This window comes from Enterobacter sp. BNK-29 (genome assembly GCF_048684785.1).
Lineage (GTDB): Bacteria > Pseudomonadota > Gammaproteobacteria > Enterobacterales > Enterobacteriaceae > Enterobacter > Enterobacter cloacae_M.
This window is the reverse complement of the sequence record NZ_JBLQTU010000001.1, coordinates 3,888,103-3,902,636: the sequence shown is the minus strand read 5'-3', so window position 1 is coordinate 3,902,636 and position 14,534 is coordinate 3,888,103. Positions and strand designations below refer to the sequence as shown.

Genomic DNA, 14,534 nt, shown 5'->3' with positions numbered 1-14,534 from the left:
AGCAAATAAGAAATGAAATAAAAAAGGCGAGGAATAATATCCTCGCCTTTTCGGGTCAGCGTGGCGTTACTTGTTCAGTTCCGCCAGGCTCAGCCAGGTTTGCACCACGGTGTCCGGGTTCAGGGACAGGCTATCGATCCCCTCTTCCATCAGCCATGCGGCAAAGTCTTCATGGTCGGATGGACCCTGACCGCAGATCCCGACGTATTTACCCTGCTTCTTCGCCGCGCGGATGGACATGGAGAGCAGCGCTTTTACCGCCTCGTTGCGCTCGTCGAACAGCTCGGAGACCACGCCGGAGTCGCGGTCCAGACCCAGCGTCAGCTGCGTCATGTCGTTCGAGCCGATAGAGAAGCCGTCGAAGTGCTCGAGGAACTGCTCGGCAAGCAGGGCGTTGGACGGGATTTCGCACATCATGATGATCTTCAGCCCGTTCTCGCCGCGCTTCAGACCCTGACGCGCCAGCTCGTCCACAACGGCTTTCGCCTGATCCACGGTACGCACGAACGGGATCATGATTTCGACGTTGGTCAGCCCCATGTCGTTGCGCACGCGTTTCACCGCTTCACACTCCAGCGCGAAGCAGTCGCGGAAGCTGTCGGACACGTAGCGTCCGGCCCCGCGGAAGCCCAGCATCGGGTTCTCTTCTTCCGGCTCGTAGCGCTCGCCGCCGACCAGGTTGGCGTACTCGTTAGACTTAAAGTCAGACAGACGCACGATCACACGTTTTGGATAGAAGGCAGCGCCCAGCGTCGCGATCCCTTCGGTCAGACGGCCGACGTAGAACTCTTTCGGCGAGTCGTAGCCTTTCATCATCTCGCGGATTTCGTTCTGCAGCTTCGGATCCTGGTCGTCAAACTCCAGCAGCGCGCGCGGGTGGACGCCGATCATACGGTTGATGATAAATTCCAGACGCGCCAGGCCAACGCCTTCGTTCGGCAGGCAGGCGAAGTCAAACGCGCGGTCCGGGTTGCCGACGTTCATCATGATCTTCAGCGGCAGGTCCGGCATGGTATCCACGCTTGAGCTCTTCACGCTGAAGTCGAGGATATCGGCGTAGACGTAGCCGGTATCGCCTTCGGCACAGGAGACGGTCACGTTTTGCCCGTCCTTCATGCGCTCGGTGGCGTCACCGCAGCCGACAACCGCAGGAATACCCAGCTCGCGGGCAATGATCGCCGCGTGGCAGGTACGACCGCCGCGGTTGGTGACGATAGCCGCCGCTTTCTTCATGATCGGTTCCCAGTCCGGGTCGGTCATGTCGGTTACCAGCACGTCGCCTGGCTCAATACGGTTCATCTCGCTGATGTCATGGATCACTTTGACCGGACCGGCACCGATGCGGTGACCGATGGCGCGGCCTTCCGCCACGATTTTACCCTGCGCGTGCAGCGTATAACGCTCCATCACCTGACCGCGCGAGCGGACGGTTTCCGGACGCGCCTGCACGATAAACAGCTTGCCGGTGTTACCGTCTTTCGCCCATTCGATGTCCATCGGACGGCCGTAGTGTTTTTCGATCTGCACCGCCTGCTTCGCCAGTTCCTGCACTTCGGCGTCGGTCAGGGAGAAGCGGTCGCGCTGCTCCTGCGGTACATCTTCAATTTTAACCTGCTTGCCATGCTCCTGGGTCGGGGCATAGATCATGCGGATTTTTTTCGAGCCCATGGTGCGGCGCACCACCGCCGGACGGCCAGCGGCCAGCGTTGGCTTGTGGACATAGAATTCGTCAGGGTTTACCGCACCCTGCACAACCATCTCACCCAGCCCCCACGCGGAGGTGATAAACACCACCTGGTCGAAGCCGGATTCGGTATCAATGGAGAACATCACGCCGGATGAGCCCACGTCCGAGCGCACCATGCGCTGTACGCCAGCGGAGAGCGCCACGCCGCGATGGTCGTAGCCCTGGTGCACGCGATAGGAGATGGCGCGGTCGTTGAACAGGGAAGCAAACACATGCTTCACCGCCACCAGCACCGCATCGTAACCCTGGACGTTCAGGAAGGTTTCCTGCTGTCCGGCAAACGAGGCGTCCGGCATATCTTCTGCGGTCGCAGAGGAACGTACGGCAAAGGAGGCCTGCGCATCGTCAGCAGAGAGCTGGTTGTACGCGTCGTGAATGGCTTTTTCCAGTTCCGGCTGGAAAGGTGTGTCGATGATCCACTGGCGGATCTGCGCCCCGGCTTTGGCAAGCTCGGTAACGTCATCAATATCCGTTTTATCCAGCAGGTCGTAAATGCGCTGGTTAACACCGCTCTGGTCTAAAAACAGGTTAAAGGCATCGGCGGTGGTGGCAAACCCGTTCGGTACGGAGACACCCATACCTGACAGATTTGTAATCATTTCACCCAGGGAGGCATTTTTGCCCCCAACTCTGTCTACATCATTCATGCCGAGTTGGTTATACCAAAGCACCAGCGGTGACGAGCCATTGTTGGACATCGAAACAATCCTTTTGTGATATTTGATCGGAGTAAGTAACACCTGACTACGTATTTATACTGGCATATTTATTTCCGCTAAAAAAACGGTGAATCGTGTAAGCAATTTAAAATTTCAACTTTTCGGATACTTTCCCATCAACGATTAACCCGATGATTCCTCTATATTCAGCCAGAAACCCCAAAAATAAAGTCGCTATTTGAAAAATGAAATCCACTTTTCAGGAAAATCAAAAACAGCGTTTCATTCATAATTAGGATAAGTTCTTTGCTGTGTAATTTACTTTTTTAATTTATGCTTTCAGACAATTAGGTCTGATATTCAGGGTGAGTAAAATGGATAGTGCTGTCGATCGCCACGTTTTTTATATTTCTGATGGTACGGCGATCACCGCCGAGGTGCTGGGCCACGCGGTGATGTCGCAGTTTCCCGTTTCGATTAACAGCATCACGCTGCCGTTTGTTGAAAACGAGAGCCGCGCTAAAGCGGTGAAGGACCAGATTGACGCCATCTACCAGCAGACCGGCGTCCGCCCGCTGGTGTTCTACTCTATCGTGATCCCGGAGATTCGCTCCATCATTCTGCAAAGTGAAGGCTTCTGCCAGGATATCGTGCAGGCGCTGGTGGCTCCGCTGCAGAGCGAGCTTAAGCTCGACCCGACCCCCATTGCCCACCGTACCCACGGGCTGAACCCCGGCAACCTGACCAAGTACGACGCGCGTATCGCCGCTATCGACTACACCCTGGCCCACGACGACGGTATTTCGCTGCGAAATCTCGACCAGGCGCAGGTGATCCTGCTTGGCGTGTCGCGCTGCGGCAAAACCCCGACCAGCCTTTATCTGGCGATGCAGTTTGGCATTCGCGCCGCAAACTACCCGTTTATCGCCGACGACATGGATAACCTGGTGCTGCCCGCCGCCCTTAAGCCGCTGCAGCACAAGCTGTTCGGCCTGACGATCAACCCGGAACGCCTTGCGGCCATCCGCGAAGAGCGCCGCGAGAACAGCCGCTACGCCTCCATGCGCCAGTGCCGGATGGAGGTCTCGGAAGTGGAAGCGCTGTACCGCAAAAACCAGATCCCGTGGCTGAACAGCACCAACTATTCGGTTGAAGAAATTGCCACCAAAATTCTCGACATCATGGGGCTTAATCGCCGCATGTACTAATATGCTAGTACGTTAACTCAGATTCAGGTATCATCATCTGCAACCACGGGGCGGTGTCGCCCCGAACTTGAAATCAGCAGGGATTGGTTTAAGGTGATGCCCATCACTTCCCGGTAGTCTGCCGATGAAGCAAAAATTTTCTGAGACATTCCATGAATAAAACCGATGAACTCCGCACTGCGCGCATTGACAGCCTGGTCACGCCGGCTGAACTGGCACAGCGGCATCCCGTTTCCGCCGCCGTCGCGGAACATGTGACGGCCTCCCGCCGCCGCATTGAAAAAATCCTGAACGGTGAAGACAAACGTCTTCTGGTGGTGATTGGGCCTTGCTCCATCCACGATCTGGATGCCGCGATGGATTATGCAAAACGACTTCAGGGACTGCGGGATAAGTACCAGCATCGCCTTGAGATCGTGATGCGCACCTACTTTGAAAAACCGCGCACCGTGGTGGGCTGGAAAGGCCTGATTTCCGATCCTGACCTCAACGGCAGCTATCGCGTTAACCACGGTATCGAGCTGGCGCGGAAGCTGCTTTTACAGGTCAACGAGCTGGGCGTTCCGACGGCGACCGAGTTTCTCGATATGGTGACCGGGCAGTTTATCGCCGATCTGATCAGCTGGGGCGCGATTGGCGCGCGCACTACCGAAAGCCAGATCCACCGTGAGATGGCCTCCGCCCTCTCCTGTCCGGTCGGCTTTAAAAACGGGACCGATGGCAACACCCGTATCGCGGTTGATGCCATCCGCGCTGCCCGTGCCAGCCACATGTTCCTGTCGCCGGATAAGAGCGGTCATATGACCATCTACCAGACCAGCGGCAACCCTTACGGGCATATCATTATGCGCGGCGGGAAGAAACCCAATTACCATGCCCAAGATATTGCGGCGGCCTGTGAAACGCTGGCCGAGTTCGACCTGCCGGAACATCTGGTGGTGGACTTCAGCCACGGCAACTGCCAGAAGCAGCATCGCCGCCAGCTGGACGTCTGCGATGAGATCTGTCAGCAGATCCGCAGCGGCTCGACCGCCGTTGCAGGGATTATGGCTGAGAGCTTTATCAAAGAAGGCACGCAGAAAATCGTTGCCGGACAGCAGATGGTTTACGGCCAGTCGATCACCGACCCGTGCCTGAGCTGGGAAGACAGCGAACTGCTGCTGGAAAAGCTGGCAGCTGCGGTTGATTCTCGCTTCTGATGTTATTGTCGGGTGGCGCTGCGCTTACCCGACCTACGATTGTGCCCTTCTCCCTCTCCCTGTGGGAGAGGGTCGGAGTGAGGGCATCAGACCGTACCTCACCCTCAAATTTGATCCCCTCACCCTTTTTTCACAAAAACGCTTGCCGTCAATTTGCAGTTTATTGATAATGATTATCATTGTTACATTGATTGTTATTTATAAACATTATGTCACGTACGGATAACAGCGCGGCAACGCCAGCAAAAACACACACAGCGCCACCCCCCGCCGAGCGTCGCATTGACAGCAAAACCCTCCTCGGCGATGAGGGACGGGTCATTATCGAGCATGACGGACAGCGCTATCTTCTGCGCCAGACCCATGCCGGAAAACTGATCCTCACAAAATAAACAACACCTAAAAATACGCCAGCCACCCAGGTGATACCCAGGCAGCCAGCGCTTTTCACTTCTTATGGAGAGTTGCTATGCCACACCTGCCTTCCGCATCTTTACGTCCGTCACTTCTGGCGCTGGCGATTGTTAGCGCCCTGCCGGGCATCGCGTTCGCCGCCACAGACGACATTACCGTCACCGCCACGGGCAACGCCCGCAGCGCCTTTGAAGCGCCCATGATGGTAAGCGTGATTGACGCCAGCGCGCCGGAGAAACAAACCGCCAGCTCGGCGGCCGACCTGCTGCGTAACGTCCCCGGTCTGACGCTGGACGGCACCGGTCGCACCAACGGGCAGGACGTCAACCTGCGCGGCTATGACCGCCGCGGCGTGCTGGTGCTGGTTGACGGCGTGCGCCAGGGAACCGATACCGGCCACCTGAACAGCACCTTCCTCGATCCCGCGCTAATCAAACGTATCGAGGTGGTCCGCGGCCCGTCGGCCCTGCTGTACGGCAGCGGCGCGCTGGGCGGCGTGATCTCCTATGACACCGCCGATGCGAAAGATCTACTCGAACCCGGTAAAAACAGCGGCTACCGCGTGTTTGGAACGGGCGCGACGGGCGATCGTAGCCTCGGGATGGGGGCCAGCGCCTACGGCCGCACCGATACGCTGGACGGTCTGGTCTCCTGGTCCAGCCGGGATCGCGGTGATATTCGCCAGAGCGACGGTGCAACCGCGCCTAACGACGAATCCATCAACAACATGCTGGCAAAAGGCAGCTGGAAAATCGACCCGGCCCAGACCCTGAGCGGCTCCCTGCGCTACTACAACAACGCCGCTCAGGAACCGAAAAACCCGCAAACCACCGGGGCGGACAGCAGTAACCCGATGACCGACCGCTCCACCATCCAGCGCGATGCGCAGGTTGGCTACCACATTGCACCGGAAGGGTACGACTGGCTGGACGCCGACGCGAAGGTCTACTGGTCCGAAGCGCGCATTAATGCCCAGAACGTCGACGGCAGCGGTGAGTTCCGCAAGCAGACGACCAAAGGCGGCAAGGTGGAAAACCGCACCCGTCTGTTCAGCGACACCTTTGCAGCACACCTTCTGACCTACGGCGGGGAATACTATCGTCAGGAGCAGCATCCGGGTGGGGCAACCACCGGCTTCCCGGACGCGAAAATCGACTTCAGCTCCGGCTGGCTGCAGGATGAGATCACCCTGCGCGATCTGCCTGTTACCCTGCTGGGCGGCACGCGCTATGACAGCTACCGCGGCAGCAGCGACGGCTACAACGATGTGGATGCCGATAAGTGGTCATCCCGCGCCGGGTTAACCGTCAGCCCAACCGACTGGCTGATGCTGTTTGGCTCTTACGCGCAGGCCTTCCGCGCGCCGACCATGGGCGAGATGTATAACGACGCCAAACACTTCTCCATTGGCCGCTTTTATACCAACTACTGGGTGCCAAACCCGAACCTGCGCCCGGAAACCAACGAAACGCAGGAGTTTGGTTTTGGCCTGCGCTTTGACGATCTGATGCTTGCCAACGATGCGCTGGAGTTTAAAGCCAGCTATTTCGATACCAAAGCCAAAGACTATATCTCCACCACCGTCGATTTTGCCGCCGCGACCACCATGTCGTACAACGTCCCGAATGCCAAAATCTGGGGTTGGGATATGATGGCAAAATACTCTGCCGACCTCTTCAGCCTCGATCTGGCCTATAACCGCACGCGCGGGAAAGACACCGATACGGGCGAATACATCTCCAGCATTAATCCGGACACCGTCACCAGCAAGCTGGATATCCCGGTGGCGCAAAGCGGGTTCTCCGTCGGCTGGATCGGCACCTTTGCCGATCGCTCAACCCACGTCAGCAGCAGCTACAGCAAGCAGCCGGGCTATGCGGTCAACGATTTCTACGTCAGCTATAAAGGCCAGGAGAAGCTCAAGGGCGTGACCACCACGCTGGTGCTGGGCAACGCCTTTGACAAAGCGTACTGGTCACCTCAGGGCATTCCGCAGGACGGTCGTAACGGCAAGATTTTCGTAAGCTATCAGTGGTAATTCCCTTCGGGGCAACTATTCAGAAGGAAGAGACAATGAATCACTACACGCGCTGGCTTGAGCTAAAAGAAGCCAATCCGGGTAAGTACGCGCGCGACGTCGCGGGGTTAATGAACATCAGTGAAGCAGAGCTGACCTTTGCCCGCGTAGGTCACGACGCCTGGCGACTGCGCGGTGAAATCCGCGAGATCCTGGGCGCGCTGGAGGCGGTGGGCGAAACCAAATGTATCTGCCGCAACGAATACGCCGTACACGAGCAGGTCGGGAGATTTACCAACCAGCACCTGAACGGCCACGCCGGGCTGGTGCTGAACCCGCGCGCGCTGGATCTGCGCCTGTTCCTCAATCAGTGGGCGAGCGCGTTTCACATCAGTGAAGCCACCGCCCGCGGCGAGCGGCAGAGCATTCAGTTCTTCGACCACCAGGGCGATGCCCTGCTGAAGGTCTACGCCACGGATAATACCGACGTTTCCGCCTGGGGCGACGTGCTGACCCGCTTTATCTTTGCCGAGAATCCTCCGCTGGCGTTGAAGATGGCCGATGCCCCGGCTCACGCTGAAAACGCAAATGCTGCTCTCGTGGATAACGAGTGGCGCGCCATGACCGACGTTCATCAGTTCTTCAGCCTGCTCAAGCGCCATAACCTCAGCCGCCAGCAGGCGTTTCGCCTGGTGGGTGACGATCTGGCCTGCCGGGTAGAAAACACCGCGCTGGCGCAGCTCCTGGAGACGGCGCGTCGGGACGGTAACGAAATCATGGTTTTCGTAGGCAACCGCGGCTGCGTGCAGATTTTCACCGGCGCGGTGGAAAAGCTGGTGCCAATGAAAGGCTGGCTGAACGTCTTTAACCCAACCTTTACCCTGCATCTGCTCGAAGGATCCATTGCGGAAACGTGGGTCACGCGCAAGCCGACGGCTGACGGGCATGTCACCAGCCTGGAGCTGTTTGCCGCCGATGGAACGCAAATCGCCCAGCTGTACGGCCAGCGTACGGAAGGCGAACCGGAGCAGAGCCAGTGGCGCAGCCAGATTGACGCCTTAACGGCGAAAGGGCTGGCCGCATGAAACGGTGGCTTGCCCTGCTCAGCGCCCTGCCCCTGCTGGCGCTTGCTGCGCCGCAGGAGAAAATTGTTACCCTCGGCGGCGACGTCACCGAGATTGTCTACGCTCTCGGCGCGGCGTCCTCGCTGGTGGCCCGCGACAGCACAAGCCAGTGGCCGCAGGCGGCGAATTCACTGCCTGACGTGGGCTATCTGCGCCAGCTCAATGCGGAAGGGATCTTGTCCATGCGCCCCACGCTGGTGCTGGCCAGCGCCCAGGCGCAGCCGTCTCTGGCGCTAAAGCAGGTTGAGCAAAGCCACGTCAGGGTGATCGCTGTTCCTGCCGTTAACGACCTGAACGTCATTGACGAAAAGGTGCGGATCGTCGCTGAAGCGACGCACCGCGAGGCCGAGGGGGAGGTCCTGCGCAGCACCCTGCGCCAGGCGCTGTCGGCGCTTCCCGAGTCGCCGCTCAATAAGCGGGTGCTGTTTATTCTCAACCACGGCGGGATGACCGCCATGGCCGCCGGACAACAGACTGGCGCGGATGCTGCAATTCGTGCGGCGGGGCTGCAGAACGCGATGCAGGGGTTTACCCGCTATCAGCCGCTGTCTCAGGAAGGCACGATCGCCAGCCGACCCGATCTGATTGTGATTTCTCAGGACGGTCTCAACGCCCTGGGCGGTGAAGCAAATCTTTGGACGCTGCCCGGCCTGGCGCAAACCCCGGCGGGACGGAACAAGCAGGTGCTGGCGATTGACGATATGGCGCTGCTGGGCTTCAGCGTGCGAACGCCGGAAGCCATCCAGCAGCTGCGTGCCAAAGCGGAGCTGCTGCCCTGATGTCCCGGAGGATCGCCTTATCGTTGTGGATGCTGACCGCGATCCTGACCATCATGACGCTCGCAGCGACCGGGGTTGGGGCATTACATCTGCCGATCAGCCTGCTGTGGAACGGCACCGACGAGGCGCTGCGTCAAATCTGGCTGACGATCCGCCTGCCTCGCGTGCTGCTGGCGCTGGCGATCGGCGGTTCACTGGCGCTGGCGGGCTGCGTGATGCAGGGGCTGTTTCGAAATCCGCTGGCGGACCCGGGACTGCTCGGCATCAGCAGCGGCGCGGCGCTCGCCGTTGCGCTGTGGGTGGTTCTTCCGCTCTCGCTGCCTGCACTGGTGATGCTGTATGCCCCGATGCTGGCGGCGTTTCTCGGCGCGCTGGCCGCCACCTTCGTGATTTTCCTGCTCAGCCGACAGCGTGACGCTTCCCTGTCGCGCCTGCTGCTGGTGGGAATTGCCATCAACGCCCTGTGCGGCGCGGCCGTCGGGGTGCTGTCATGGCTCAGCAATGATGCCCAGCTTCGCCAGCTTTCGCTCTGGGGAATGGGCAGCCTCGGCCAGGCGCAGTGGTCAACGCTGCTGGCCGTCGCGTCGCTGATGGTTCCCACCGCGCTCGCGATCTGGCGTCTGGCAGGCGCCCTCAACCTGCTGCAGCTGGGCGACGAAGAGGCACATTACCTCGGCGTGGAGGTTGCCGCCGTGCAGCGGATCCTGCTGTTGTGCAGCGCCCTGCTGGTGGCCGCCGCCGTTGCGGTCAGCGGCGTGATCGGCTTTGTCGGCCTGGTGGTGCCGCACCTGGTGCGCATGTGGCTGGGAGCCGACCACCGGGCCGTGCTCCCCGGCTCGGTGCTGGCCGGCGCGTTGCTCCTGCTGGTTGCCGATACGCTGGCGCGCAGCCTGGTCGCCCCGGCGGAAATGCCGGTCGGCTTACTGACCAGCCTTCTCGGCGCGCCGTGGTTTCTGTGGCTTATCTTTCGTCGCGGAGGTGCGCATGGCTGAACGCTATTGTGCTGAAAACCTTGTTTTTCGCGCCGGACAACGCACGCTGATTGACGATGTGTCGCTGACCTTATCTCAGGGCGAGCTGGTGGCGCTGATTGGCCCCAACGGCGCCGGGAAATCAACGCTGTTGCGGCTGCTGACCGGCTACCTTAAACCTGCGGGCGGACGGTGCAGCCTGGCGGGCACACCGCTTGCGGCCTGGCAGCCGAACAGGCTCTCCCGCTACCGGGCGGTAATGCGCCAGAACACGCAGCTCGGATTTGACTGGCCGGTTGAGGCGGTAGTCGGTATGGGGCGCGCGCCCTGGACACGCACGCCCGAAGCGTCGGTTATTGAGGAGGTCATGGACGTCACCGGCTGTTTACCGCTGGCGGGCAGGCAGTTTGCCGCGCTCTCCGGCGGCGAGCAGCAGCGCATCCAGCTCGCCCGCGCGCTGGCTCAGCTCTGGTGCGACGGCGCGCCGCGCGGCTGGCTGTTCCTTGATGAACCCACGTCTGCGCTGGATCTCTACCACCAGCAGCATCTGCTGCGCCTGCTGAAATCCCTGACCCGTCGGGGTCATCTGCACGTATGCGCGGTGCTGCACGACCTTAATCTGGCGGCGCTGTGGGCGGACCGCATCCTGCTGCTGCATGGCGGCACAATCGTGTCCCAGGGAGCACCGGAAACCGTTTTGCAGGCCGACGCGCTGGCACGCTGGTACGGCGCGCAGGTTATCGTCGGCAGGCATCCGGCTCACGCCGCGCCGCAGGTGTTTCTTGCCCCCTGATTGGGCTGGTAAAAATCCTTCAGCGTTTCCAGCAGGGCATGCGCCGCCTTAGAGAGCTGCGTATGCCCTGGATGGATCGCCCCGATGCACTTTTCAATAGGCGGGTTATCCAGCGGGATACAGACCGCGCCCAGCGCCGTCATCTGCGCCTCGCAGAGCGCCGGGACGGCACTGCCGCCCAGCCCGCTCGCGACCATTCGCCCGACCGTCACCAGCTGATGACTCTCCAGCGCCACGTCCAGCTTTCTGCCGCTTCGCGCCAGCTCCTCCTCCATCATCAGACGTACCGCCGACGGGCGCTGCAGCGTGATGAAATCCAGCGTCAGCAGATCTTCCCATGAAAGGCGCTTCTTGCCTGCCAGCGAGGAATCTTTCGGCACAATGGCAACAAACCTGTCGAGGCCCAACGGAGTAAAGAGCAGGTTGTGCGTTGGCGCGGGCTCAAAGGCGATGCCCATCTCGACCCGCCCTTCCCGCACCATCTCTATCACCTGCTCGTTAATGACATCATGCACTGTGACGTTGATCCCGGCATGACGATCGCGAAACGCTTTTAGCACCTCGGGCAGGACATTCGCGGCAAACGACGGCATGGCCGCGACCGAGATTTTACCGCGCTGCAGGGTAAAGCACTGGTGCATCGCCTCTTCGACGTTATCCCAGTCGGCAAGCAGCTGACGCGCCATCGGCAAAAACGTCTCTCCCTCCTGCGTCAGCGCGACCTTGCGCGTGCTCCGCTGCAGCAGCGGCCCGCCGAGCGCATCCTCCAGCGCTTTAATCGTCAGGCTCAGGGCCGGCTGGGAAAGATTCAGCCGTTCGCTGGCGTGCGCGAAATTGAGAGTGTGAGCTACCGCTAAAAACGCGCGTAACTGTTTGACACTCATTCTCATTTTTCATCCTGTTAACTAATTGAAAAAATTTAGTTAACAGGAAATTAATAAAAAAACCAAATGAGTGGGTCACAAATTCAAAATTAACAAATGAGTCGCCGCCCCCAATGATACCGGCACGGATAACGGGAGGGATGACTATGGCGGGACTGGATAAGCGCGTCGGCAGCTATGCGCAGGCGCTGGATGGACTGACGGACGGAATGACCTTGCTGGCGGGCGGCTTCGGCCTGTGCGGGATTCCGGAGAACCTGATTGCAGAGGTCAGACGCCGTCAGGTGAAAGATCTGACGGTGGTATCAAACAACTGCGGCGTGGACGGTTTCGGTCTCGGGATACTGCTCGAAACGCGGCAGGTTCGCAAAGTGGTGGCCTCTTACGTCGGCGAGAACGCCCTGTTCGAGCAGCAGGTGCTGAGCGGCGAACTGGAGATTGAACTCACGCCTCAGGGCACGCTGGCGGAAAAAGTGCGCGCGGGCGGCGCGGGCATTCCGGCTTTTTACACGGCCACCGGCTACGGCACGCCCGTGGCTGCCGGCAAAGACGTGCGCCAGTTTGCGGGGAAGCACTACATCCTTGAAGAGGCCATTACCGGCGATTTCGCGCTCATTAAGGGCTGGAAAGCGGACTGGTACGGCAACGTTGTCTATCGGCATACCGCGCAAAATTTTAATCCGCTGATGGCAACGGCGGGCCGGATAACGGTCGTCGAGGTAGAAGAGATAGTTCCCCCGGGTGAGCTGCCCCCGTCAGCCATTCATACCCCGGGAATTTACGTCGACAGGCTGATTGTCGGCCAGTTCGAAAAACGCATTGAACAGCGCACCCTGCGCGCGGAAGGAGTCTGACGATGTTAACCCGTGAACAGATGGCCATGCGCGTCGCCCGCGAGCTGCGCGACGGGTATTACGTCAACCTGGGGATCGGCATCCCTACACTGGTGGCGAACTACATTCCGGACGGGATGGACGTGATGCTTCAGTCCGAAAACGGGCTGCTGGGGATGGGGGCTTTTCCTGACGAGCGGAGCCTTGACGCCGACATGATCAACGCCGGTAAACAAACCGTGACCGCGCGCACCGGCGCGGCCATTTTCGACTCGGCCCAGTCGTTTGCCATGATCCGCGGCGGTCATGTGGATCTGACCGTGCTGGGCGCGTTTGAAGTGGACGTCGAGGGCAATATCGCCTCGTGGATGATCCCCGGAAAGATGGTGAAGGGCATGGGCGGCGCGATGGATCTCGTGGCCGGGGCGCAGAACATCATTGTGGTGATGACCCACGCCTCGAAAAGCGGTGAGTCAAAGCTGCTGCCGCGCTGCACGCTGCCGCTCACGGGCGCGGGCTGTATCCGTCGGGTCTTAACCGACCTTGCATTGCTGGAGATCGAGGACGGCGCGTTCATCCTGCGGGAATACGCCCCCGGGGTCAGTATCGACGAAATTGCGGCTAAGACAGCCGGGAAAATGATTGTGGCGGACGACGTTCGCGAGATGCGCTTCAACTGAGGACTCACGATGAAAGAAGTCATGATTGTCGGGGCAACGCGAACCCCCATTGGCAGTTTTCGCGGATCGCTATCGTCCCTTTCAGCGGTTGAGCTGGGGGCCGTAGCGGTGCGGCACCTGCTGGAGAACAGCGATCTTCGCGAAGAACAGGTAGATGAACTGATTTTCGGACAGGTGCTGACGGCGGGATGCGGGCAAAACCCGGCGCGTCAGACGGCCATCAACGCCGGATTACCCGTCAGCACGCCGGCGACAACGGTCAACCTGGTGTGCGGCGCGGGCCTAAAAGCGGTGCAGCTCGCCGCGCAGGCGATCCGCTGCGGCGACGCGGACATGGCTATCGCTGGCGGTCAGGAGAGCATGAGCAACGCCCCCTATCTGCTGGACGGCGCGCGTTCAGGGCTGCGTTTTGGCCATACGGGCCTGCAGGACAGCATGATTACCGACGGCCTGTGGGACGCGTTCAACGATTATCACATGGGGATCACCGCTGAAAACGTCGCCCGGGAGAATGCCATTTCCCGCGAGCAGCAGGACGCCTTCGCCGCCCGGTCGCAGCACAAAGCGGCCTCCGCCATCGAAGCGGGTCGGTTTGACGCCGAGATAGCGCCGGTGACGGTAAAACAGGGCAAAAAACCGCCGCTTATCGTCAGGCGTGACGAACAGCCCCGGCCAGGCACTACCGCTGAGCAGCTGGCGCAGCTGCGCCCCGCCTTTCTGCAGGCGGAAGGCACGGTCACGGCCGGAAATGCGTCAACGCTCAACGACGGTGCCGCCGCGGTGCTGCTGATGAGCGGCGAAAAGGCGCGGGAGAGCGGCTTGCCGATCCTCGGTCGCATCGTGAGCTACGCCGTGACGGGCGTTGACCCGTCGGTAATGGGCATCGGACCGGTCAGCGCCTGCCGGACGGCGCTGGCGCGGGCGGGCTGGACGCTCGATGACGTGGACCTCATTGAAGCCAATGAAGCCTTTGCCGCCCAGGCGCTGGCGGTGGGCAAGCAGCTCGGCTGGGATGAGCGCAGGGTGAACGTTAACGGCGGCGCTATCGCCCTGGGTCATCCGATTGGCGCCTCCGGCTGCCGCATCCTCGTGACGCTGCTGTACGAAATGCAGCGCCGTGACGTCAAAAAAGGGCTCGTCACCCTGTGCGTGGGCGGCGGGCAAGGCATTGCTCTGACCGTCGAGCGTTAAGCATCTCGTTGATACCCTAATAATAATTAAAGTGA

13 protein-coding genes are annotated in these 14,534 nt (G+C 60.2%); 11 read left to right on the top strand and 2 right to left on the bottom strand.

All coding sequences use genetic code 11. The features are described from left to right. Positions 1-66: 66 nt before the first annotated feature. Positions 67-2,445, bottom strand: a complete 2,379-nt coding sequence (ppsA, locus tag ACMGGX_RS18670; protein WP_023311316.1) for a phosphoenolpyruvate synthase — start codon at positions 2,443-2,445, stop codon at positions 67-69. A 335-nt stretch (positions 2,446-2,780) separates the two neighbouring features. Between ppsA and ppsR the strand changes: the two genes are divergently transcribed. From ppsR to ACMGGX_RS18630, 8 genes are all read left to right on the top strand, one after another. Beyond that, on the top strand, positions 2,781-3,614 hold the full coding sequence (ppsR, locus tag ACMGGX_RS18665) for a pyruvate, water dikinase regulatory protein (RefSeq protein WP_023311315.1): 834 nt from the start codon (positions 2,781-2,783) through the stop codon (positions 3,612-3,614). Between the two features lie 152 nt (positions 3,615-3,766). Then, entirely contained in the window at positions 3,767-4,813 is a 1,047-nt protein-coding gene (gene aroH / locus ACMGGX_RS18660; RefSeq protein WP_033145292.1) for a 3-deoxy-7-phosphoheptulonate synthase AroH, read from the top strand. A gap of 209 nt (positions 4,814-5,022) precedes the next feature. Next, positions 5,023-5,205, top strand: a complete 183-nt coding sequence (gene hemP, locus ACMGGX_RS18655) for a hemin uptake protein HemP (protein WP_202769979.1) — start codon at positions 5,023-5,025, stop codon at positions 5,203-5,205. 77 nt (positions 5,206-5,282) lie between these two features. Beyond that, on the top strand, positions 5,283-7,265 hold the full coding sequence (locus tag ACMGGX_RS18650; protein WP_420298709.1) for a TonB-dependent hemoglobin/transferrin/lactoferrin family receptor: 1,983 nt from the start codon (positions 5,283-5,285) through the stop codon (positions 7,263-7,265). Between the two features lie 35 nt (positions 7,266-7,300). Continuing rightward, the gene (gene chuS, locus ACMGGX_RS18645; RefSeq protein WP_047742119.1) at positions 7,301-8,329 is read left to right on the top strand and encodes a hematinate-forming heme oxygenase ChuS; all 1,029 of its coding nucleotides are present in this window, start codon (positions 7,301-7,303) and stop codon (positions 8,327-8,329) included. Continuing rightward, complete coding sequence (locus tag ACMGGX_RS18640; RefSeq protein ID WP_420298708.1) at positions 8,326-9,147, top strand: heme/hemin ABC transporter substrate-binding protein; 822 nt, start codon at positions 8,326-8,328, stop codon at positions 9,145-9,147. The genes chuS and ACMGGX_RS18640 overlap by 4 nt, the downstream gene beginning before the upstream one ends. Beyond that, entirely contained in the window at positions 9,147-10,139 is a 993-nt protein-coding gene (locus tag ACMGGX_RS18635) for a FecCD family ABC transporter permease (protein WP_064672330.1), read from the top strand. Before ACMGGX_RS18640 ends, ACMGGX_RS18635 begins: the two co-directional genes overlap by 1 nt. After that, entirely contained in the window at positions 10,132-10,911 is a 780-nt protein-coding gene (locus ACMGGX_RS18630) for a heme ABC transporter ATP-binding protein (RefSeq protein WP_348560973.1), read from the top strand. Before ACMGGX_RS18635 ends, ACMGGX_RS18630 begins: the two co-directional genes overlap by 8 nt. On the opposite strand, the gene ACMGGX_RS18625 is transcribed toward ACMGGX_RS18630, so the two are convergent. After that, positions 10,878-11,801: a LysR family transcriptional regulator gene (locus tag ACMGGX_RS18625; protein ID WP_045353748.1), complete on the bottom strand. Its 924-nt coding sequence runs from the start codon at positions 11,799-11,801 to the stop codon at positions 10,878-10,880. The genes ACMGGX_RS18630 and ACMGGX_RS18625 overlap by 34 nt on opposite strands. Before the next feature lie 140 nt (positions 11,802-11,941). Here ACMGGX_RS18625 and ACMGGX_RS18620 point away from each other — a divergent pair, with 140 nt between their 5' ends. From ACMGGX_RS18620 to ACMGGX_RS18610, 3 genes are read left to right on the top strand one after another with little or no spacing between them, the layout of a single operon-like run. Beyond that, the gene (locus ACMGGX_RS18620) at positions 11,942-12,649 is read left to right on the top strand and encodes a CoA transferase subunit A (protein WP_133550353.1); all 708 of its coding nucleotides are present in this window, start codon (positions 11,942-11,944) and stop codon (positions 12,647-12,649) included. A 2-nt stretch (positions 12,650-12,651) separates the two neighbouring features. Next, a complete protein-coding gene (locus ACMGGX_RS18615; protein ID WP_023311306.1) occupies positions 12,652-13,308 on the top strand; it encodes a CoA transferase subunit B in 657 nt (218 codons plus the stop codon). A gap of 9 nt (positions 13,309-13,317) precedes the next feature. Next, complete coding sequence (locus ACMGGX_RS18610; RefSeq protein ID WP_348560972.1) at positions 13,318-14,499, top strand: acetyl-CoA C-acetyltransferase; 1,182 nt, start codon at positions 13,318-13,320, stop codon at positions 14,497-14,499. The last annotated feature ends 35 nt before the right edge of the window (positions 14,500-14,534 follow it).

Coding starts and splice junctions, on each gene's coding strand:
- ppsA (WP_023311316.1), bottom strand. CDS start 2,445: ATGTCCAACAATGGCTCGTCACCGCTGGTGCTTTGGTATAACCAACTC.
- ppsR (WP_023311315.1), top strand. CDS start 2,781: ATGGATAGTGCTGTCGATCGCCACGTTTTTTATATTTCTGATGGTACG.
- aroH (WP_033145292.1), top strand. CDS start 3,767: ATGAATAAAACCGATGAACTCCGCACTGCGCGCATTGACAGCCTGGTC.
- hemP (WP_202769979.1), top strand. CDS start 5,023: ATGTCACGTACGGATAACAGCGCGGCAACGCCAGCAAAAACACACACA.
- ACMGGX_RS18650 (WP_420298709.1), top strand. CDS start 5,283: ATGCCACACCTGCCTTCCGCATCTTTACGTCCGTCACTTCTGGCGCTG.
- chuS (WP_047742119.1), top strand. CDS start 7,301: ATGAATCACTACACGCGCTGGCTTGAGCTAAAAGAAGCCAATCCGGGT.
- ACMGGX_RS18640 (WP_420298708.1), top strand. CDS start 8,326: ATGAAACGGTGGCTTGCCCTGCTCAGCGCCCTGCCCCTGCTGGCGCTT.
- ACMGGX_RS18635 (WP_064672330.1), top strand. CDS start 9,147: ATGTCCCGGAGGATCGCCTTATCGTTGTGGATGCTGACCGCGATCCTG.
- ACMGGX_RS18630 (WP_348560973.1), top strand. CDS start 10,132: ATGGCTGAACGCTATTGTGCTGAAAACCTTGTTTTTCGCGCCGGACAA.
- ACMGGX_RS18625 (WP_045353748.1), bottom strand. CDS start 11,801: ATGAGAATGAGTGTCAAACAGTTACGCGCGTTTTTAGCGGTAGCTCAC.
- ACMGGX_RS18620 (WP_133550353.1), top strand. CDS start 11,942: ATGGCGGGACTGGATAAGCGCGTCGGCAGCTATGCGCAGGCGCTGGAT.
- ACMGGX_RS18615 (WP_023311306.1), top strand. CDS start 12,652: ATGTTAACCCGTGAACAGATGGCCATGCGCGTCGCCCGCGAGCTGCGC.
- ACMGGX_RS18610 (WP_348560972.1), top strand. CDS start 13,318: ATGAAAGAAGTCATGATTGTCGGGGCAACGCGAACCCCCATTGGCAGT.